The sequence below is a fragment of the Propioniciclava sp. genome, assembly GCF_036744435.1.
In the GTDB taxonomy this organism is placed as follows: Bacteria; Actinomycetota; Actinomycetes; order Propionibacteriales; family Propionibacteriaceae; genus Propioniciclava.
On sequence record NZ_DAIOIA010000001.1, the window covers coordinates 20589 to 39789 of the forward strand.

General features: G+C 69.5%; 17 protein-coding genes. 6 read left to right on the plus strand and 11 right to left on the minus strand.

Annotated features, from left to right (window positions below; all coding sequences use genetic code 11):
* Window positions 1-4 precede the first annotated feature (4 nt).
* Window positions 5-763 carry a maleylpyruvate isomerase N-terminal domain-containing protein gene (locus V7E09_RS00110; protein WP_324510516.1) on the minus strand — a complete coding sequence of 253 codons (759 nt, stop codon included), beginning with the start codon at window positions 761-763 and terminating at the stop codon, window positions 5-7.
* A gap of 72 nt (window positions 764-835) precedes the next feature.
* Between V7E09_RS00110 and V7E09_RS00115 the strand changes: the two genes are divergently transcribed.
* Together V7E09_RS00115 and V7E09_RS00120 are read left to right on the plus strand one after the other, a co-directional pair.
* Window positions 836-3040 carry a DUF4185 domain-containing protein gene (locus V7E09_RS00115; protein WP_324510515.1) on the plus strand — a complete coding sequence of 735 codons (2205 nt, stop codon included), beginning with the start codon at window positions 836-838 and terminating at the stop codon, window positions 3038-3040.
* A 9-nt stretch (window positions 3041-3049) separates the two neighbouring features.
* Window positions 3050-4042, plus strand: a complete 993-nt coding sequence (locus V7E09_RS00120) for a bile acid:sodium symporter family protein (RefSeq protein WP_324510514.1) — start codon at window positions 3050-3052, stop codon at window positions 4040-4042.
* A gap of 23 nt (window positions 4043-4065) precedes the next feature.
* Here the strand turns inward: V7E09_RS00120 and metG are convergent, their stop codons facing one another.
* On the minus strand, window positions 4066-5856 hold the full coding sequence (gene metG / locus V7E09_RS00125; protein ID WP_324510513.1) for a methionine--tRNA ligase: 1791 nt from the start codon (window positions 5854-5856) through the stop codon (window positions 4066-4068).
* A 109-nt stretch (window positions 5857-5965) separates the two neighbouring features.
* Between metG and V7E09_RS00130 the strand changes: the two genes are divergently transcribed.
* Both V7E09_RS00130 and V7E09_RS00135 read left to right on the plus strand, forming a co-directional pair.
* A complete protein-coding gene (locus V7E09_RS00130) occupies window positions 5966-7198 on the plus strand; it encodes an inorganic phosphate transporter (RefSeq protein WP_324510512.1) in 1233 nt (410 codons plus the stop codon).
* Window positions 7198-7413 carry a hypothetical protein gene (locus V7E09_RS00135; protein ID WP_324510511.1) on the plus strand — a complete coding sequence of 72 codons (216 nt, stop codon included), beginning with the start codon at window positions 7198-7200 and terminating at the stop codon, window positions 7411-7413. The genes V7E09_RS00130 and V7E09_RS00135 overlap by 1 nt, the downstream gene beginning before the upstream one ends.
* Window positions 7414-7428: 15 nt before the next feature.
* Here V7E09_RS00135 and V7E09_RS00140 read toward each other — a convergent pair whose 3' ends face one another.
* The 7 genes from V7E09_RS00140 to V7E09_RS00170 form a co-directional block, all read right to left on the minus strand.
* Window positions 7429-7851: a cytidine deaminase gene (locus V7E09_RS00140; RefSeq protein ID WP_442956805.1), complete on the minus strand. Its 423-nt coding sequence runs from the start codon at window positions 7849-7851 to the stop codon at window positions 7429-7431.
* Window positions 7848-9146 carry an ABC transporter permease gene (locus tag V7E09_RS00145; protein WP_324510510.1) on the minus strand — a complete coding sequence of 433 codons (1299 nt, stop codon included), beginning with the start codon at window positions 9144-9146 and terminating at the stop codon, window positions 7848-7850. The genes V7E09_RS00140 and V7E09_RS00145 overlap by 4 nt, the downstream gene beginning before the upstream one ends.
* A complete protein-coding gene (locus tag V7E09_RS00150) occupies window positions 9143-10306 on the minus strand; it encodes an ABC transporter permease (RefSeq protein ID WP_324510509.1) in 1164 nt (387 codons plus the stop codon). Before V7E09_RS00150 ends, V7E09_RS00145 begins: the two co-directional genes overlap by 4 nt.
* Window positions 10299-11918 carry an ABC transporter ATP-binding protein gene (locus V7E09_RS00155; protein ID WP_442956811.1) on the minus strand — a complete coding sequence of 540 codons (1620 nt, stop codon included), beginning with the start codon at window positions 11916-11918 and terminating at the stop codon, window positions 10299-10301. Before V7E09_RS00155 ends, V7E09_RS00150 begins: the two co-directional genes overlap by 8 nt.
* Before the next feature lie 46 nt (window positions 11919-11964).
* Window positions 11965-13029 carry a BMP family lipoprotein gene (locus V7E09_RS00160; RefSeq protein ID WP_442956806.1) on the minus strand — a complete coding sequence of 355 codons (1065 nt, stop codon included), beginning with the start codon at window positions 13027-13029 and terminating at the stop codon, window positions 11965-11967.
* Between the two features lie 128 nt (window positions 13030-13157).
* The gene (locus V7E09_RS00165; RefSeq protein WP_324510507.1) at window positions 13158-14369 is read right to left on the minus strand and encodes a phosphotransferase; all 1212 of its coding nucleotides are present in this window, start codon (window positions 14367-14369) and stop codon (window positions 13158-13160) included.
* A gap of 10 nt (window positions 14370-14379) precedes the next feature.
* Window positions 14380-15705, minus strand: coding sequence for a hemolysin family protein (locus tag V7E09_RS00170; RefSeq protein WP_324510506.1), 1326 nt, complete (start codon window positions 15703-15705; stop codon window positions 14380-14382).
* A gap of 106 nt (window positions 15706-15811) precedes the next feature.
* On the opposite strand from V7E09_RS00170, the gene V7E09_RS00175 reads away from it, so the two are divergent.
* Both V7E09_RS00175 and V7E09_RS00180 read left to right on the plus strand, forming a co-directional pair.
* A complete protein-coding gene (locus V7E09_RS00175; protein ID WP_324510505.1) occupies window positions 15812-16777 on the plus strand; it encodes a glycosyltransferase in 966 nt (321 codons plus the stop codon).
* Entirely contained in the window at window positions 16770-17600 is an 831-nt protein-coding gene (locus tag V7E09_RS00180; RefSeq protein WP_324510504.1) for a glycosyltransferase, read from the plus strand. Before V7E09_RS00175 ends, V7E09_RS00180 begins: the two co-directional genes overlap by 8 nt.
* 9 nt (window positions 17601-17609) lie before the next feature.
* Here the strand turns inward: V7E09_RS00180 and V7E09_RS00185 are convergent, their stop codons facing one another.
* Both V7E09_RS00185 and V7E09_RS00190 read right to left on the minus strand, forming a co-directional pair.
* Complete coding sequence (locus tag V7E09_RS00185) at window positions 17610-18347, minus strand: ABC transporter ATP-binding protein (protein ID WP_324510503.1); 738 nt, start codon at window positions 18345-18347, stop codon at window positions 17610-17612.
* Complete coding sequence (locus V7E09_RS00190) at window positions 18347-19153, minus strand: ABC transporter permease (protein WP_324510502.1); 807 nt, start codon at window positions 19151-19153, stop codon at window positions 18347-18349. Before V7E09_RS00190 ends, V7E09_RS00185 begins: the two co-directional genes overlap by 1 nt.
* Window positions 19154-19201 lie beyond the last annotated feature (48 nt).

Here is a 19201-nt window from a genome sequence, read left to right on the forward strand (position 1 = left end):
CAGGTCACAAGACCCGCACGTGTGCGCGCCACGCGTCCCACCAGCCGGGATCGGTACTGGTGGCGCCGCCGCCCCGGTTCCACACGCCCAAGTACAGTTCGCGCGCGGTTCCGGAGACGGTGGCGTCCGCCGGTTCGTCGGCGCCCACCCGGGTCACGGCGGCCCGATCCCCGGCGATGCTCAGCAGCCAGGAACGGCCAGCGTCCGTGGCGTCCATCCGGACCCGCCGGGTAGGCGTGGCGCGCAGCGGCGCATCCCGCACCCAGAAGCCCGTCAAGAACTCGTCCACGCCATCGGCGGCCAGCCCCGGCGCCAGCCAGACCTCCGACGCCGCCACCTCCCGGCCGAGCCGCGCGGCCATCGCGTCGAGGGCGTGCACAGACGTCTCGTGGACCATCCGGCGCAGCCAGGCGTCCCGCATCGCCGGGGCGCCGGGAAGGAAGAACTCCCCCTCGGCGTCCGCGGGTGTGGTCGCCAACACGTTGAGGAGGTCGACCAGGCCGTCGTCCAGCCAGCCCAGCAGATCGGGAACCAGGGCCGCCTCGGCGAGCACCTCGGCCTCTGGCCGCTCGGGACGATGCTCCAGCCGATCGGCCGCCCAGCGGTGCACCTGTCCCGTGTGGGCGACCAGGTCGGCAACGCTCCATCCCGGGCACGTCGGGACGGCTGCGTTCAGCCCGGCGCTGGCCGCGTTCGTCCGCAACACGGCACCGGCGTCGCCGAGCGCCTCCCCCATGGCCCGGAAGTCCTGCACCTCGATCATGGGCGACACCTTAGTTCGTCCCGGCCCCCTCGCCGGACGCGCCGCAGGCCACCGCGCCGCTATCTTGGCGGCGTGCAACCGCTCGGCGCCAGCAGTCTGATCCAGTCCTCCGTCCCCGGGGACACCGGCCGCTGGCGAGCGCTCCTGCGCGCGCCCCGGCTCGACGCCTTGGTGCGCCGCACCGACGGTGGCACCGTGCTGCTCGACCACTACCACCGTCCCCAGGGCCGCCCCGACCGTGGCTGGACCCGAGGAGCGACCCTCACCGAGGGCTCCGTGGCGCCCGCCGCCCTGGCGCAGTTGCCCGATCGCTGGACGCCCCGGTGGCGTCCCGGCGTCATGGTCGCGCTGGTCCCCGAGCCGGGCAGAGTCACCGCGTGGACGCACGATCCGGCCGCGGACGCCGTGCAGTGGCGTCGCGTCGCCGACCTGGGCCCCGGCGAGGGCGTTGCTCTCACCACCCAGGCGGGAACGCTCCACGCCCTGGTGAGGCACGACCAGATCGTGCGTCACTGGGTCTCCCTCGACGCCGCCACCTGGCAGGGAGGAGCCCCCGTGGGGGCGGCGGCGGGGACGCCCGCCCTCCTCGCCTCCGGGGGTGGCCTCCTCGCGGCACTCCCCCACCACGACCACGTCCACCTTCTCACGGGACGCCCCGGCCGCGGATGGGAGTCCCTGGGCCACATTCCTGCCGCGTCCGACGTCCCCGCCTTGGCCCCCCTCTCGCGAGGCCGTGCCGTGCTGGCCGTCCCCGAGCCGGGCGTCGGGCTGGCGTGGTGGCAGGGACCGGCCACCGAGACGGCCTGGACGCCGATGCCGGCGGCGGTGCCCGACCTCGCCGCGCACCTGCACGTGGCCGCGGTCGCCCTGTGCGCCACCTCTCTCGGCAGCGGCGTGGACGCCTCCCCTCTCGGGCTGGGCGCAATCAACCTGGGCGGCACCCGGCAAGCGGTGGGCCGGCGAGACGGCTGGCTGCAGGCCCTGGTCGCCGACGAGGAGGCCATCGTGTTGTGGCATCGCGAGCAGCGCGGCTCCCCCGGTGATCACCGCGATGCACGCTGGGTTCCCGCCGCCGCGCTCCGCGTCCACCTCGGCACCCCGCCGCCCCGCGCGGCACAGGCGTCCCGCAAGGTGGCGCAGGTCAGCGGCGAGACCGACTCCCAGCCGTGGGCCCAAGCCCCCCGCACCACGCTCAGCCGCTCCGATTCGGTGTCCGGGGTCCGCGGCACCGATCTGGGCGTCCGGGTCGAGGTAGGTGACGCCTCGGTGATGCTGTTCGGCGACACCCACTGGCATCGCGGCCGCTGGGCCACCCGCGACTCGCTGGCACTGATCCGCGACCCCGGCGACGACCACCCCGCATTCGAGTTCCATGGCGGGCCGCTGCGTTTCCGGGGCCTGGGCACGACCATGACCGAGTACGACGTCCCGCTGGACGGCTTCACCCATGAGGGCCGCTGGTACGTGTTCACCTCGTCCAACCACTTCGCGCGACACCAGGTGATGGGCCGATCCCTCCTGGCCCGCGCCGACGACCCCGTCTCCGCCATCACCGGGGCGACGCGCCGCCCCTTCCGGTTCACCGCCCTGGCGCAGGTGTCCGATCTGTACTTCATCAACGTTGCGGTGCAACCACTCGCACGGGAGTCGGCGCAGGTCCCGTTCGCCGACGGTGCCCCGTTGTTCGGCCTGTGGGGATCGGGGTCGTATCGTGCCGATGATCTGCGGTTCGCCGTCCTGGATGCGTCCCAGGGGCTCGCCCAGCCGAGGCTGGCGTATCTGAGCGGTCTGGACGCCGGAGTGCCGGCCTGGTCGGCGCACGAATCCGACGCGATGGCGCTGGTGCGCGGCTCCTTCGGCGAGGTGAGCGTCCGGTGGGTGCCCGCCCTCGCGTCGTACGCCCTGCTGTCCATGAGCGGCCCCGAGGACTCGGCGGGAGGCTCGATCGTGCTGCGCACCTCCCCCACGCCGTGGGGGCCCTGGAGTGAACGCCGGGTGCTGTTCGACTGGATCGCCGACGGTCTCTCCTTCGGCGACCCATCACGGCGGTTCATCCGCGCCTTCGAGCAGGACGACCCGGTCGGCGACGCCATCTTCGCCGCCCAGGCGGGCCGTCCGGGTGGTGCCTACGCCCCCTACCTCTACGATTCCGCCGTGGTCCCCGGCGGCGTCCGGTTGCGCTACACGCTCTCCACCTGGAACCCCTACCAGGTGGTGCTCATGGAGCACCTGCTGACCCCCGACGATCTGGCCGCGCTGGACGTACCTCGCGGCTAGGGTTGCCGGGTGGCCATCCGGGGAATCAAGCTCGACTACTTCCTGCTCGCGATCATCGCGGCGGCCGTCACCGCCACCTTCTGGCCTGCTTCCGGCACCGGCGCGACCGTGCTGTCGTGGGCCACGAAGGTCGCCATCTTCTGCCTGTTCTTCCTCTACGGCGCCCGCCTACACCCGCGCGAAGCGCTGGCCGGGTTGACACACTGGCGGCTCCACCTGGTGATCCTGGCGAGCACCTTCATCGTGTTTCCCCTGGTGGGCCTGCTGATCGCCCGGCTCCCCGCCCAGGTGATCTCGCCCGCACTCATCCCAGGCCTCGTCTACGTCACCTTGTGCCCCTCGACGGTGCAAAGCTCCATCAACTTCACCTCCATCGCGCGGGGCAACGTCGCCGGGGCGATCGTGAGCGCCTCCGCGTCCAACCTGCTGGGGGTCTTCCTGACCCCCTTGCTCGCGATCGCGCTGATGAACACCTCCGGGCAGGCGGACGTCGGCCTGGACTCGATCCTCGACCTGATGGGCCAGATCCTGCTGCCGTTCATTCTCGGCCAACTGTCTCGTCGCTGGACGGCAGAGTTCGTGACCAAACACAAGAAGCTCAAGCTGTTCGACCAGGTCTCCATCGTGCTCGTGGTCTACTCGGCGTTCTCCGAGGGCGTCCGCGAGGGCATCTGGGGGATGGTGAGCATCCGCGACATCGTCGCCCTGATCGCCGTCTGCCTCGTGATGCTCGGGTTCATGCTGTGGCTCACCTGGTGGGGCGCCCGGCGGCTGCGGTTCAACCGCGGCGATGCCATCGCCATTCAGTTCTGCGGCACCAAGAAGTCGCTGGCCACCGGGTTACCGATGGCGACCGTGCTGTTCGCCTCGCAACCGATCGGGCTCATCATGCTGCCCCTGATGGTGTTCCATCAGGCGCAACTCATGGCCTGCTCCTGGCTGGCGACCCGGTACGCGCGTCAGGCGGACGCTGACGCGGCCCCCAGCCCGCAGGCTGAGTGACCGCGTCCGCGTGAGGGCGCCGCTCAGGCCTCAGCGACCGGCGCCCATGCCGGCCCGGTCTGCCCCAGGGTGTCGTCAAGCTTGGCGAAGATCGGCGTCGGCTTGGCCAACGGCGTCCCCGCCTGGATCGGGGTCGACTCCCAGCGCGCCGCCTCACCGGCGTAGTCGCCCATGAGCACGGGGTAGGAGGGGCCACCCTCCTCGTCGACCTCGACGATCCGCGGCTGCGCCGCCCACACGCCGGACCCGCCGAGCGCCTCGAACACCTTCTGGGCCGCATGTGGCATGAACGGCGTCAGCAACGTGTTGCAGTCGGCCACGGCCTGCAGCGCCACGTGGAGGATCGTGTCGCGCCGGACCGGATCGTCCTTCTTCTTCCACGGCTCCTGATCCGACAGGTATTTGTTGGCCAGCGACACGAGCCGCATCGCCTCGCCGATGCCCTGCTTGAAGCGGGCTCGCTCCAGCAGCGCCCCCACCGTCGCGAAGGACGCGCGCGCCGCGTCCAGCAGGGCCTCATCGTCGGCGGTGAGCTCCCCCGCCTCCGGGATGGCCCCCACGTTCTTGTGCGCCATGGAGATCGATCGGTTGACCAGGTTGCCCCACTCGTTGGCCAGCTCGAAGTTCACCCGGCGGACGAACTCGTCCCAGGTGAAGTCGGTGTCCTGGTTCTCGGGACCCGCGACGGCAATGTAGTAGCGCAGGGCATCGGGGCCGAACTCGGCCAGGAAGTCGCGCACGTAGATCACCTTGTTGCGCGAACTGGAGAACTTCGACCCCGACATGGTCAAGAACTCCGAGCTCACGATCTCGGTCGGCAGGTCCAGCACGCCGAACGCGCTCGGGGTGCCCCCGCGGGAACCCTCCCCGTTGGCGCCGATCAGCATCCCGGGCCAGATCACCGTGTGGAAGGTGATGTTGTCCTTGCCCATGAAGTAGTAGGACTCCGCGTCCGCGTTCGTCCACCAGTCCTTCCAGGCGTCGGGGCGCCCGGCGCGGCGCGCCCACTCGACCGACGCCGACAGGTACCCGGTCACGGCGTCGAACCACACGTAGATGCGCTTCATGTCGGCGTCCTGCCAGCCCTCGATGGGGATCCGGACGCCCCAGTCGAGGTCGCGGGTGACCGCGCGCGGCTTGAGGTCCTTGGCGAACTCGGTGGAGAACCGGATCACGTTCGGACGCCAGTCGGTGCGCGTGCCCAGCCAGGCCTGGAGGGACTCGGCCAGCGCGGGCAGGTCGAGGAAGAAATGCTCGGTCTCGATGAACTCCGGCACCTCGCCGTTGATGCGGCTGTGCGGGTTGATCAGATCGATGGGGTCGAGCTGGTTGCCGCAGTTGTCGCACTGGTCGCCGCGGGCCCCCTCAAAGCCGCAGATCGGGCAGGTGCCCTCGATGTAGCGGTCGGCCAGCGTCCGGCCGGTCGAGGGCGAGATGGCACCCAACTGCCGCTGAGCGACCACGTAGCCGTTGTCGTACAGCGACCGGAACAACTCCTGCACCACGGCGGCGTGGTTGAGCGTGGTCGTGCGGGTGTACAGGTCGTAGGACAGCCCCAGGCCCTGAAGGTCCTCGACGATGATCCGGTGGTACTTGTCGGCCGTCTCGCGCGCCGTCAGCCCCTCGCCGTCGGCCTTCACCTGGATCGCGGTGCCGTGCTCATCGGTGCCCGACACCATCAGCACGTCCTTGCCCGCCATGCGCTGATACCGCGCGAAGACGTCCGCTGGGACGGCAAAGCCGGACACGTGTCCGATGTGCCGGGGGCCATTCGCGTACGGCCACGCAGCACAGGTGAGGATCCGAGAAGTCATGCCCGGATTCTATGGCCTGGCCCGGACCCCCATCGCGACAGCGGCAACCACATGGACCTCATATGTCACGGAGATGACCTGCACACGTCGCAATGGTTACCATCATGAGGTGACCCCTGAGCTGGTCCTTCTCATCCTTGTGGTGGGCACCGCCCTCGCGTTCGATTTCACCAATGGCTTCCATGACACGGCCAACGCCATGGCGACCTCGATCGCGACCGGAGCCCTCAAACCACGCGTCGCCGTCCTGCTGTGCGCGGCGTTGAACCTGGTCGGCGCCTTCCTGTCCGTGGAAGTCGCCTTGACCGTCACCAATGCGATCGTGCGCATCCAAAACGCCGACGGGACGCCTCGTGCCGACCTCTTGGCCGACGGCGGGCACTCGCTCCTGCTGGTCCTGCTGGCGGGTCTGGCGGGTGCCATCACCTGGAACCTGTTCACCTGGCTGCGCGGGCTCCCCTCCAGTTCCTCCCACGCCATGTTCGGCGGCCTGGTGGGCGCCACCATCGCCGGGCTCGGCGTCGAATCCGTGAAGTGGGTCGGCAGCGGCTCCACCCTCGACGGTGTCGTCGGCAAGGTGATCCTCCCGGGCCTCGCCTCGCCGGTGATCGCGGCTCTGGTCGCCACCGTCGGAACCTGGCTGGTGTTCCGCATCGCCCGCGGCGTCGCCGCCTCCACCATGGACCGCGGCTTCCGCTGGGGCCAGATCGGCACCGCCTCACTGGTCTCCCTGGCGCATGGAGCCAACGACGCCCAGAAGACGATGGGGGTCATCACGCTCGCGCTCATCGCGTCGGGCACCTGGACGAACACCCATGAGATCCCGCTGTGGGTCAAGATCGCCTGCGCCCTCGCCATCGCGTCGGGCACCTGGATCGGGGGCTGGCGCATCATCCGGACCATGGGCAAGGGCCTCGTCGAGATCTCGTCGCCGCAAGGCATGGCCGCCGAGGCCGCGTCCGCAGCGGTCATCCTGTCGAGCTCCCAACTCGGCTTCGCCCTCTCGACCACGCACGTGGCGACCGGCTCGATCCTCGGCTCGGGGCTGGGCCGCAAAGGCGCGACGGTGCGCTGGGGACTCGCCGGGAAAATGGCCATCGCCTGGCTCATCACCCTGCCCGCCTCCGCCGCCGTCAGCGCCGGTTTGTGGCTGTGCGCCCACCTGCTCGGCGACTGGTGGGGGCCGCTGTTCACAGTGGCGGTCATGGCCAGTCTGGCCCTGTGGATGTTCCTGCACAGTCGTCAGGCGCCGATCAGCCCCGACAACGTCAACGACGCCTGGGAGGTCCCCGACTCCCCCGCCCCGCTGTCGGAGTCGGCACATGAGAAGGTGGCGTCCTGATGGGGCAACTGCTCGCTGCGCTGGACGCGGTCTGGAAGGTGACCGCCGTGGGTCTCGTCTTGGGCGCGGGTCTGCCCGCACTGTTCAGCCTCGGAGTGCGCGCACAGGCGTCGGGAAAGCGCGCCTGGGCCGCCGCGAGCTACGCCGTCGTGGGGCTGGCGGTCGTGGCCGGTATCGCCGTCATCGTCGCGCACGGCCTCGGCTTCAAGCTGTAGCCGAGACCGCCCGCGTCATCGGTTCAGATCGTCGGCGCCGAACGCCTGCGGCAGCACCTGGTCCATCGCCCAAACTCCGTCAGGGGTGTCCACCAGGAGCGCGGCCCCGCCGTGCTCCCAGAGCAACTGCCGGCAGCGTCCACACGGCATGATGCGCTCCCCCGCCTTGTTACAGCAGGTGAACGCGAGCAACCGCCCGCCGCCGCCGTTGACCAGGTCCCCGATCAACCCGCACTCGGCGCACAGCGTCACGCCATAGCCGGCGTTCTCGACATTGCACCCGGTCACGAGGCGACCGTCAGACACGAGGGCGGCCGCCCCTACGGGATAGCCCGAGTAGGGCGCGTAGGCCCGCGCGCAGGCCTCCCGGGCCGCGGCCCGCAGCCCCTCCCAATCGGGCGGAGGCACTGCGGTGTCGCCGACCACGGCCGCGGTCACTTCGTGTACGGGACGCCGTCGGCCTTGGGGCCGCGCGAACGTCCGATCAGGCCGGCCACGGCCACGATGGTGGCCAGGTACGGCAGCATCAGCAGGAACTGGCTGGGCATCGGAGCGTTCAGGGACTGCAACTGCGAGGCGAGCTGCGTGACGAATCCGAAGAACAGCGCCATCAACGCGGCCCGCACCGGATGCCAGCGGCCCATGATCACCGCGGCCAGCGCGATGAAGCCGTTGCCGACCGTGATGTCCTTGATGAACCCGCCCGTCGAACCGATGGTGAAGTAGGCCCCGCCAAGTCCGGCGAACATGCCACCCACCAGCACCGCCATCCATCGGGTTCGACGCACGTTGATGCCCACCGTGTCGGCTGCCTCCGGGTGCTCGCCGACCGACCGGACGCGCAGCCCCCAGCGGGTGCGGTACAGCAGGAACGCCACGACGATCACGGCGATCAAGGCGATGTAGACCAGGGGCGACTGGTTGAACAATGCCGGGCCCAGCAGCGGGATGGCCGACAACCCGGGGATCGCCACCCGCGAGAGCTGCGGCGCCGCGTTCAGGGTCGCGCTGTTGGGCTGCACGAGCTGGTCGAAGAGGAAGCCGGTGACGCCGGAGGCCAGCAGGTTCAACACGACGCCCAGCACCACCTGGTCGACGAGGTACTTGATCGAGAACAGGGCCAGCAGCGCCGCCATCGCGACGCCGGCGGCCATCGCCGCCAGCATGGCTGCGACGAGCGAGCCCGTGATCGACCCGACGGTGGCCGCCGTGAACGCCGCCACGAGGAACTCGCCCTCGATGGACACGTTCACCACGCCTGCGTTCTCGCACAGCACGCCGGCCAGGGCGCCGAACACCAGCGGGGTCGCGAGCACGATCGTGCCCGAGAGCTGGTTGGCCACCGGGAACGGGAAGGCGCTGCCGGAACCCGCCCAGGCGACGAAGCCGAACGCCACCGCGAAGCCTGCGACGACGGCGGACCAGGTCCGCAGCGAGCCCGTGAGTCGCCCGCTGAGGAAGCCCGCCCCGACAACGGCGGTGATCAGCCCGCACACGAGCGCGGTCGCCATGCCGGGAACGACGATCGTGGGCAGCGGAACCGCGGCGAACGCGTCCGACAGGGCGAACGCGGCGTCGCCGCGGGCCCGGAAGGACAAGATCGCCAGCAGGACGCCGAGCCCCACCAGCAGGCCGCCGGTGGACAGCCGGGCGCGCCGGGCAGCCCGGGACTCGGTGACCTTCAGTTCAATGGGCGCATCATCCATCAGCGCCATCGGGTCAACGGTGGTCATGCTTCACCTCCGACGAGGCTGGTCGCGGCAGGGGCCTTGATCTTCGGCAGCAACGCGCCCACGAGGGCCGGCGCCGCAACGAAGAGCACGATGAGCGCCTGCAGGACGGTGGACAGGGTCAGCGGCGTCTGCGCGATGCTCTGCATCGCCAGCCCACCGGCGTGCAGCCCACCGAACAGCAGGCCCGCCAAGACGGTGCCCAGCGGCTTGCTGCGCCCCAGCAGGGCGACCGTGATGGCGTCGAAGCCGACCGTGCCGACCAACCCGATCGACAACGGCGTGGCGACCAGGTCGGCGCCCGGACCGAGCGCGTACTGGACACCCGCCAGGCCACAGAGCAGGCCCGAGAGCGCCATGGTGATCATGGTGACGTTGGGCACGTTCATGCCTGCCGTCCCTGCGGCGGCCGGGTTGGCGCCCACGGCGCGGATCGCGAACCCGAGCGTGGACCGGTCCAGCAGCCACCACACCGCAACCGCGGCCGCCAAGGCGACCAGGAAGCCGACATTGAGCTGCCGGAACAGGATCGGGAAAGCGGCGGTGTCGTGGATCACCGGGGCGATCGGGTCGACGCGCCCCGGACGCAGGAAGGCGGGCGTGGACAGCAGCCACGACAGCGCCTGCAGCGCGACGTAGTTGAGCATGATCGTGACGATGACCTCGTGCGCGCCCGTACGCGCCTTGAGGAAGCCGACGATGCCGCCCCAGATGGCACCCGCGATCAGGCCGCCGATGACGGCGACGATCAGGTGGATGACCGGCGGAAGCTGGAGGGCGAAGCCCAGGTAGGCGGCTGCGATGGAACCCCAGATGGCCTGCCCCTGAGCGCCGATGTTGAACAGGCCGGCACGGAAGCCGAGCCCGACTCCGAGGCCGGCGCAGATCAGCGGTGCCGCCTGCCAGGCGGTCGCAGCGAGCGCGTTCGGGGATCCGACCGCCCCCAGGACCAACGCCCCGTAGGCGCTGGAGACCTTGGCCCAGGATGCGCCGAGCGGCAGCCCCGGGGCGGTGAACAGGTAGGCGTACTGGGTGATGACGTCCGGGTCGGACACGACCATCAGCACCGCACCGGCGATCAGCGCCAGCACGATCGAGCCGGCCGTGATCGCCCACGTCCTGCCCCGCTCACGCCACACCGCCGCGTTCGCGGCCTCAGCCATGATCCTCCTCCTTCGTCGGGGCGGCCTGCCCGGCCTGCCCCACCTTGGTGGCTTCCTCGAACGGGACGCCCGCCATCATGAGGCCCAGCACTTCGCGGGGGGTGTCCGGGGCCACGATGCCCACCACCTTGCCGCGATACATCACCAGCACACGGTCAGCGAGTGCTTCGACCTCGTCGAGTTCCGTCGAGACCAGCAGGACGGCGGTCCCCTGGTCGCGTTCCTCCACGAGTCGCTTGTGCAGGAACTCGATCGCCCCGACGTCGACGCCGCGGGTGGGCTGGCTCGCCACCAACACCGCCAGGGGGCGGCTCAGTTCCCGAGCGAGGATGACCTTCTGCTTGTTGCCCCCCGACAGGCTGGAGATCGGGTCGGACACCGACTGCGCGCGGATGTCGAACTCGACCTTGCGCTCCTCGGCGTTGGCCAGGATCGCCCCCCAGTTGAGGGCCACTCCCTTCGCGAAGGGCGCATCGGTGGCGCGGTTGAGGATGAGGTTCTCGGCGATCGTGAAGTTGCCGACGAAGCCGTCCACCTCGCGGTCCTCGGGCACGAAGCCCATGCCCGCGTCGATCGTGGCCCGCGGTGACGCCTTCGTCAGCGTGACGCCGTCCATGACGATCTCGCCGCTGAGCGGGGCAACATTGCCCAGCATCGCGTCGGCGAGTTCGGACTGGCCGTTGCCCTGGACGCCCGCCACGCACAAGATCTCGCCCCCGGCGACCTCGAAACTGACCCCGTCCACGACGATGCCGCCGGCGGGGTTGGCCACCCGCAGGTCCCGGACGGCAAGCCGGGTGGCGCCGGGGTGGGCGGGTGTCTTCTCGACCCGCAGGTCGACGGCGCGGCCCACCATCAGCTCGGCGAGGTCGGCTTCGGAGCTGTGCGGCTCGGCGTGACCGACGATCTTGCCGCGCCGCATGACGGTGATCCGGTCGGCGATGGCCCGGACCTCGCGCAGTTTGTGGGTGATGAAGACGATGCCCTTGCCCTCGTCGCGCAGCGACTGCATGACGCGCATCAGATCGTCGATCTCCTGCGGGGTCAAGACGGCGGTCGGCTCGTCGAAGACGAGGAAGCGCGCGTCGTTGGCGAGCGCCTTGAGGATCTCCACCCGCTGCTGCACGCCGACGGGCAGATCCTCGATCAAGGCGTCCGGCTCCACCGGCATGCTGTAGCGCGACGACAGTTCCAGGACGCGTTTGCGCGCCGATGCCGCGTTCAGCAGGGCACCGCCCTCGCGTCCGAGCATGAGGTTCTCGGTGACGCTGAAGACGTCGACGAGCATGAAGTGCTGATGAACCATCCCGATGCCGGCCGCCATGGCCTCGCGCGGGTTGTTGAAGACGTGCGCGGCGCCGTCGATGACGATCTCGCCGTCGTCGGGCTCCAGCAGCCCGTACAGAACGTTCATCAACGTCGACTTGCCTGCGCCGTTCTCGCCCAGCAGACAGTGGATCTCTCCAGGCCGGACGTCCAGATCGACCTGATCGACGGCGGTGAACGATCCGAATCGCTTGGTGATCCCCCTCAGTTCGAGTCCGCCGACGGGTGTGTCCTGCTCCACGATGCTGTTCCCCCCTGTGGGTGTGGTGCGCTCACGCCGACGCAGCGGGAGGCAGCGCGCAAACGCGCCCCCCGCTGCGTCAGATGGATGCTTAGGACTCGACCTTGAGGGTGCCGGCCTCGATGTCCTTCTTCATCTGCTCGATCTCAGACTTGGTCTGATCGGAGACCTTGCTGTCCCACTCGTGGAAGGGGGCCAGGTAGGCGCCACCGTTGGCGAGGGTCCCGATGTAGGCCTCGTTGGTGAAGGTGTTGTCCTTGGACTCCTTGATCGCCTCGAGTACCGCGGCGTCCATGCCCTTGCCGACCGAGCTGGGGATCACGGAGGCGTACTTCGGCATCGACAAGACACCATCGGAGTCGACCCACAGGGATGCGACGTTGCCGTTGGACTCGGCCGCGACCTGCAGCCCGCCCTCGGAGGCGGGGCCGGCGACGGGGAGGATGATGTCGGCGCCCTGGGCGACCAGGTTGCTGGCCAACTGCTTGCCGCCGGCGACGTCAGAGAACTGGTTGCCGGGGATGAAGGAGCCGGTCTTGCTGGCGCGATCCCAGCCGACGACCTTGACCGAGGTGCCCTTCTGCTTGTTGTAGTGCGCCACACCCTGGGCGTAACCGTCCATGAAGATGGTCACGGTCGGGTACGGGGCGCCGCCGTAGGTGCCGACCGTCCCGGTCTTGGACAGGGACGCCGCCAGGTAGCCGGCGAGGAAGGACGGCTCAGCGGTGTTGAAGGTCAGGCCCTTCACGTTGGCCTCGGGGGCCTCGTAGGAGTAGTCGACGATCGCGTAGTCGATGTCAGGGTTGGCCTTGGCCGAGGCGGCGGTGGCGTCACCGAGGGCGAAGCCGACGGTGACGATGATGTTGCACTTGGCCTCCACCATCTTCTGCACGTTGGCGGCGTAGTCCGCGATGGTCTGGCTCTGCAGCTCCCGGATCTGGATGCCGAGCTGCGACTCGGCGTCCTTCAGGCCCTTGTACGAGGTCTCGTTGAACGACTTGTCATCGAAACCGCCCTCATCGGAGACCATGCAGGCGAGGAAGTTGCTCGCGCTGGTCGACGACGAAGGAGTGGACGTGGCGGCCGGGGGCGGGGTCGCACAACCGGCCAGCAGCATCGCAGCTACCAGGCCGGAACCAATCAGGGACTTCTTCACGAATGCCTCCTTGGCACGGATTTTTCTTGGGGCCGATGCGGCCTTCCAGTCGAGCGATCCTAGCGTTGCGGGGCCCGATGACGAGGGTTTCCAGCCCTGCACCACCACGTTGATACCGCTTTGTAACGTCACGCGACCTGACGCACCAAGGCCCCCGCGGCGTCGATCATCGCGAGCGTCTCCTCCCGCCAGGTCGGCGCCTGAACGCGATACGGACCGGTGGCCAGCGACACGACGACCGCGGACGCGCGCAGCCGCAGCTCGATCGGGTCCACCCGCTCGTCGAAGACGGGGACCCAGGACCGCAACAGTGCGTGCACACCGGCCGTCTGGGAAGCCGACATGCCCGAGATGGTGCTCATGTGAGCGATCAGGCAGGCGAGATCGTCGGCGCGCCGGCCGGGCCCGATGGTGTCGATGTCGAGGATCCCGACGACCTTCCCCCCGGCGACGTGCACCTGTCCCTCATGGAAGTCACCGTGGGTGGGCTCGGTGCCAGGTGGCAGCCCGCGCAGGCCGGAGCGCACCTCCTTGGTGATCCACTCCAGCGCCGAGCGAGCCTGCGGCAGCGCGGTCGCGATCATGCCCGCATAGTGCTCCAGCGCGTCGGCCCACGGTGGGCGGCGTTCCAGGCCTGCGACGGCGCTCGGCATGGCGTCCAGGATGCCGATGAGTTGCTCGGCGGTGCAGGACCGGCCGGGCTGGAACAGGGCGCGCGCCAGTGAGTCCCCCCGAAGGGCGCCGAGCACCAGGAGGTGGTCCGGCGTGCGGGCCAGGACGGGCGGAGCGGGAACGCCGGCGTCCAGCAAGAGCCGGTGACGGCGGGCGACCGGGTCGATCGTGCTCTCCCGCAGCACCTTGGTGTAGAAGGTCGCGCCATCGACGACCGTGTCGCGCAGGACCGCCCGTCGACGGGGCCGGTAGGTCATCATCTCCAGCGTCAGATCCGTAGGCGCCAACGGACCCTCGACGACGCGATAGTCCGTCAGGATGGCGGCCATCGAGGCGGCATAGGCGGCTCGGGGAAGCCCGGGGAGTTCGGGATCGTTGGGGTACAGCCATACCGCCACCTCGCGATCCCCGTCGGCGAAGATCTCGGCGCGGACATCGGCCTCGCTCGGGCCCTGCACCCGGGCGCTGACGCCCAGCAGTTCGTGACGTTCCCCGCTGGGCCAGGCCACGCGCGCCGCGTAGGTCGCGGTGGTCGAACTACGGGGCTGGGCATCGACATGGTCGAGTTCCCACTCCTGAAGCAGGCCCCCGGCGTGGCGGACCGCCGCCTCCAGCAAGCCCCCGACCTGGGGCCCGGTCAGCAGCTCCGCCCCGTCGTCGGCGGGCATGGCGAACCTGTTACTCGGCCGCCGGCTCGGGCTTGAGCGCACCGAGGCGATCGAGCCGCACCCGGGCCACACGCCGGCCGTCGAGCTCGGTGACGGTGAACTGGAACTCCGCGCCCTCGTCTTCCTCACCCTCGGGGTGGAACAGCAGGCTGGTCACGTGGTCTCCCACCGCGGGCACCTGCCCCAGCTCGGCCATCAGGTAGCCCGCCACCGTGTCGTAGGGCCCTTCGGGGATCTGGTAGCCGTAGGACTCGTCGAACTCCTCCAAGGTGGTGAGCCCGTCGAGGTCCGTGGCGTGAGGATTGGGTTCCTCCCGGTCGAACTCGTCGGTGATGTCGCCGATGAGTTCCTCCACCAAGTCTTCGATCGTCACGATGCCCGCCGTGCCGCCGTACTCGTCCGACACGATGACCATGTGGTCGTTCTGGGACTGCATCTCGGTCAGGGCGTGCAGGATGCGCACCGTGCCGGGCAGCGAATGGATGGGACGCACGAGCTGCCGGATGGGGGCCTGGCGGGTGGCAGGATCCAGGTCGAACAGATCCCGGACGTGCAGGAAGCCGATGACGTCATCGACGTCGGTGCCGATGACCGGATACCGGGAGTGGGCGCCGTCGCGCACCACGCGGATCGCCTTGCTGGCCGCCATGTCGGCATCCAGGAAGTCGACCTCGGTGCGCGGCACCATGGCCTCGCGCAGCGTCACCTGCCCGGCCGCGAACACCTCGTCGACGATGTGGCGTTCCTCATCGCCGAGCGTCACCGAACTCGACACCATGGCGCGGAGTTCCTCGTCGGTGACCTCCTCGCGGGACGCATGGGGATCCCCGCCCAGCACCCGGACGACGACGTTGGTCGAGACGCCCAGGAACCAGATCACCGGACGCATGATCTTCGCGATCACATTCACCAGCGGACCCAGCGTCAGGGAGTAGGCCTCGGCGCGCTGCATGGCGAGCCGCTTCGCGGTGAGCTCGCCCAAAACGATGGAGAAGTAGGAGATCACGATCGTGATCAGGACCGTCGACAGCCCGCCGGCCACCCCGTCGGGGACTCCCCAGCCGAGGAACACCGGCGTCAGGAGCGGAGCGAAGTTGTCGGCACCGAACGAGGCCGCCAGGAAGCCGGCCAGCGTGACGCCGATCTGCACCGCGGAGAGGAACAGGTTGGGGTCGGCGGCCAGACGAGCCACGGTCGCGCCGCGCTTGCCCCGGCCGCTCAACGCCTTGACCTGGCTGTCGCGGAGCGACACCAGGGCCATCTCTGCCGCGGCGAACACACCGCCGATGATGATGAAGAGCAGCACCAAGAGTGCGTTCGACACGGTCGTGTTCACCCGGTCATCGTACCGGGGTCCGCTCGCGGCCCCGGCTGATCGTCCCGGGTGCCGGGGTGGAGCCCGGCGTCCGCGTGGCGGGTAGGCCTGGTCTAGGGTGTCCGGCATGGGTGTCGACGCGACCGTGGACCAGCGCATCGTGGCTGTGGTGGTGGCCTGGAACAGGCGCGATCTGCTCGCCGAGAACCTCGCCGGGCTGGCAGCCCAGACGCGGCCACCGGACGCGGTCGTCGTCATCGACAACGCCTCCACCGACGACTCCGCAGCGCTCGCCGCCCGGCATCCGGTCGTCACCGAGGTGGTGTCCCTGCCGACGAACACCGGCGGCGCGGGCGGATTCGCCGCGGGCATCGCTCGGGCGATCATCGCGCATGGCGCCGAGGCGGTCTGGATCATGGACGACGACACCGTCCCGACGCCCACCGCCTTGGAGGAGTTGCAGCGAGCCCGCGTCCGCTACCCCGGTCGCGTCACGCTCGCGGCCTCCCGCGCCGATTGGCGCGACGGCCGCGAGCACCCCATGAACCTGCCCCGGGAACGTCTGGGCACCTCGACGCTGGAGCGACGTTCGGCCCGGCTCGTCGGCGGCATCCCCATCCGGTCGGCCTCCTTCGTGTCGATCCTGCTGGATGCCGACGCGATCCGGACGCACGGTCTGCCGCTGGCCGACTACTTCCTGTGGAATGACGACTTCGAGTACACGGCCCGGCTGCTGCGCAAGGGCGTCGGGCTCTACGTCCCCGCCTCCCGCGTCTACCACCTGACCAAGGTGTTCGGCAGTTCGGACGCCGACCCGGGTCCCCGGTTCACCCACGAGGTGCGCAACAAGGTGTGGCTGTTCGGCCGCTCGGGGGCGCTGGGGCCCCTCGAATGGCCCCTCTACGTCGGGGCGACCGGGCGCAGGTGGGTGCGGATGGTGCTCCGGTCGAAGGATCGCTCCGCGCTGCTGGGGTACGGCCGCCAGGGGCTGCGCGAGGCCGCCGCGGCGCCGCGCACCACCACGGCTGTCCTCGCCGGGACCCCGGTGGCTCCCGATGTGGCCTCGGTTGAGGCGGGTGCTGGGCGTGGCTGAACCGTTCAGCGTGCTGATGTCGGTCTACGCAGGCGACCGACCGGCGGCCTTCGCCGCCGCCATCGCGTCGGTCACCACCGAACAGACCCTGTCGCCGTCGGAACTGGTGCTGGTGGTGGATGGCCCCGTTCCCGCCGGGATCGCCGCGGTGCTGCGCCGCGTCGAGGCCGGGGAACTGACCGGCACGGTGCCGGTCCGCCTGGTGGCGCTGCCGGGCAACGTCGGGCTCGCCCTGGCTCTGGAGGAGGGGCTGGACGCCTGTCGGCACTCGATCGTGGCCCGCGCCGATGCCGACGATCTCTCCCTGGCACACCGGTTCGCCGTGCAGGTCCCGATGGTGGCCGGAGGCTTGGATCTGGTAGGCAGCGCCCTGGTCGAGTTCGCCGAGGAGACCGGGCCCGACGGGGTCGTACGTGAACTGCCCGTCGCCGCGGCCGACATCGCCACGATGGCCCGCTTCCGAGATCCCTTCAACCATCCGACCGTGGTGTATCGCCGCGAAGCCGTCCGCTCAGCCGGCGGGTACGAACACCTCAACAAGATGGAGGACTACTGGCTGTTCGCCCGGATGATCATGGCGGGTGCCGCCGTGGCGAACACCGACCAGATCCTCGTCCGGTACCGGGTGGGAGCGGGCGCCTACGATCGTCGGGGCGGTTTCGAGATGCTACGCAGCGAACTGATCCTGCAGTGGCACTTCCGTCGCTCGGGATTCACCAGCATCGGCCAGTTCGCCCGCAACGTGCTCGTGCGGGGTGGGTACCGGCTCGTGCCGGTGTGGTTGCGGTCGGGCGCCTACCGGCGGATGGTCCGTCCCCGGTAGGCGACTGCGTCAGTCGCGTACGCCGCGCAGGAAGGCCACGGCCTCCACGCAGGGCCCGTCGAACACTTTGCGCCCCCGCTCCATGACGATCCCCCGCTCGCAGATGTCCGCCACGAGATCCAGGTCGTGGCTCACGACGACCAGGGTCTTGCCCGCCGCGACGAGCTCCTTGATCTTGGCGATGCACTTGCGCTGGAAAGGCTCGTCCCCGACCGCGAGGATCTCGTCGACGAGGAAGACATCCGGGTCGGTGTGCACCGCGACGGCGAACGCGAGCCGCAGGTACATGCCGGAGGAGTAGAACTTCACCTCGGTGTCGATGAACTCGCCGATCTCGGAGAACGCAACGATGTCGTCGAAGCGGGCGTCGATCTGCTCCTTGGTCATGCCGAGGATCGCGCCGTTGAGGTACACGTTGTCGCGGCCCGGCAGGTCGTGATGGAATCCCGCGCCCACCTCGATCAAGCCCGCCACCTTGCCTCGCACCAGTACCTCGCCGCCATCGGGGCGCATCACCCCGGAGATCAGCTTCAGCGTGGTGGACTTGCCCGAACCGTTGAAGCCCAGCAGCGCGACGGTCTCGCCCTCGCCGATCTCGAAGCTGACGTCGTCCAGCGCCTTGAACTTGGCCGACAGGTCGCCTTTGCGTCCCTTCAGCAGCCAGACGACGGCTTCCTTCATCGACCGCGTGTGCCGCAGCACGAACTCTTTGCTCAGGTCCTGGACCCGCACCATGACGTCGCTCATCACAACTCCTGCGCGAAATGGCCCTCGTGGCGGCGGAACACCCAGTCCCCCAGCACAAGCAGCAGTGCGGAGACGACCAGCGCGACCGGCGTCCAGAGGGTGAACAGGTGGGGCGGGATGCTCCAGTTACCCAGGTGCGGCACGGTGGGCGCCCAGAAGCCGTAGTGGAACAGTTCCACGGCCACCGTCAGCGGGTTCATGAAGTACAGGTTCAGCAGCCACGCCGGGGTCTCAGCTTGCACCATCGTCCAGACGTAGAGCACCGGGGAGGCCCAGGTGGCCACCATCGCGATCAGGTCGACGATGTTCTCCGCATCCCGGAAGAAGACGTTCGCGGTGGTGAACAACAGTCCCAGCCCGAGGGAGAACAGCGCGACGATCGCCACCCCGGCCAGGATCGCGGCCAGCTCGACGGGCCCGGGGATCCAGCCGACCACCAGACAGGCGGCCAGCAGGACGACGAGCTGAGGCACGAAGTGGATGCCTGCGACCCACAGCGACGAGACCGGGAACAGCTCCCGGGGAAGGTAGATCTTCTTGATGAGCTGGCCGTTGCCGACGACGGACCGCGCAGCATTGCCGAACGCTTCGTTGAAGAAGTTCATCACCGCGATGCCTGAGAACAGGTAGACGGCGTAGTTCGGCATCCCCTTGTTGAGGCCGAGGAACACGCCCATCGCCACGTAGAACACGGCGAACTGCACGGCAGGCTTGATGTAGCTCCACACGATGCCCAGGACCGAACCTCGATAGCGGACCTGGACCTCCTTGCGGACGATGAGCCGCAGGAGGTACCAGTGCCGCACCACATCACGCAGGCCTTGCCCCCTTCCGGGGGCGACCAAGGGCGCGCT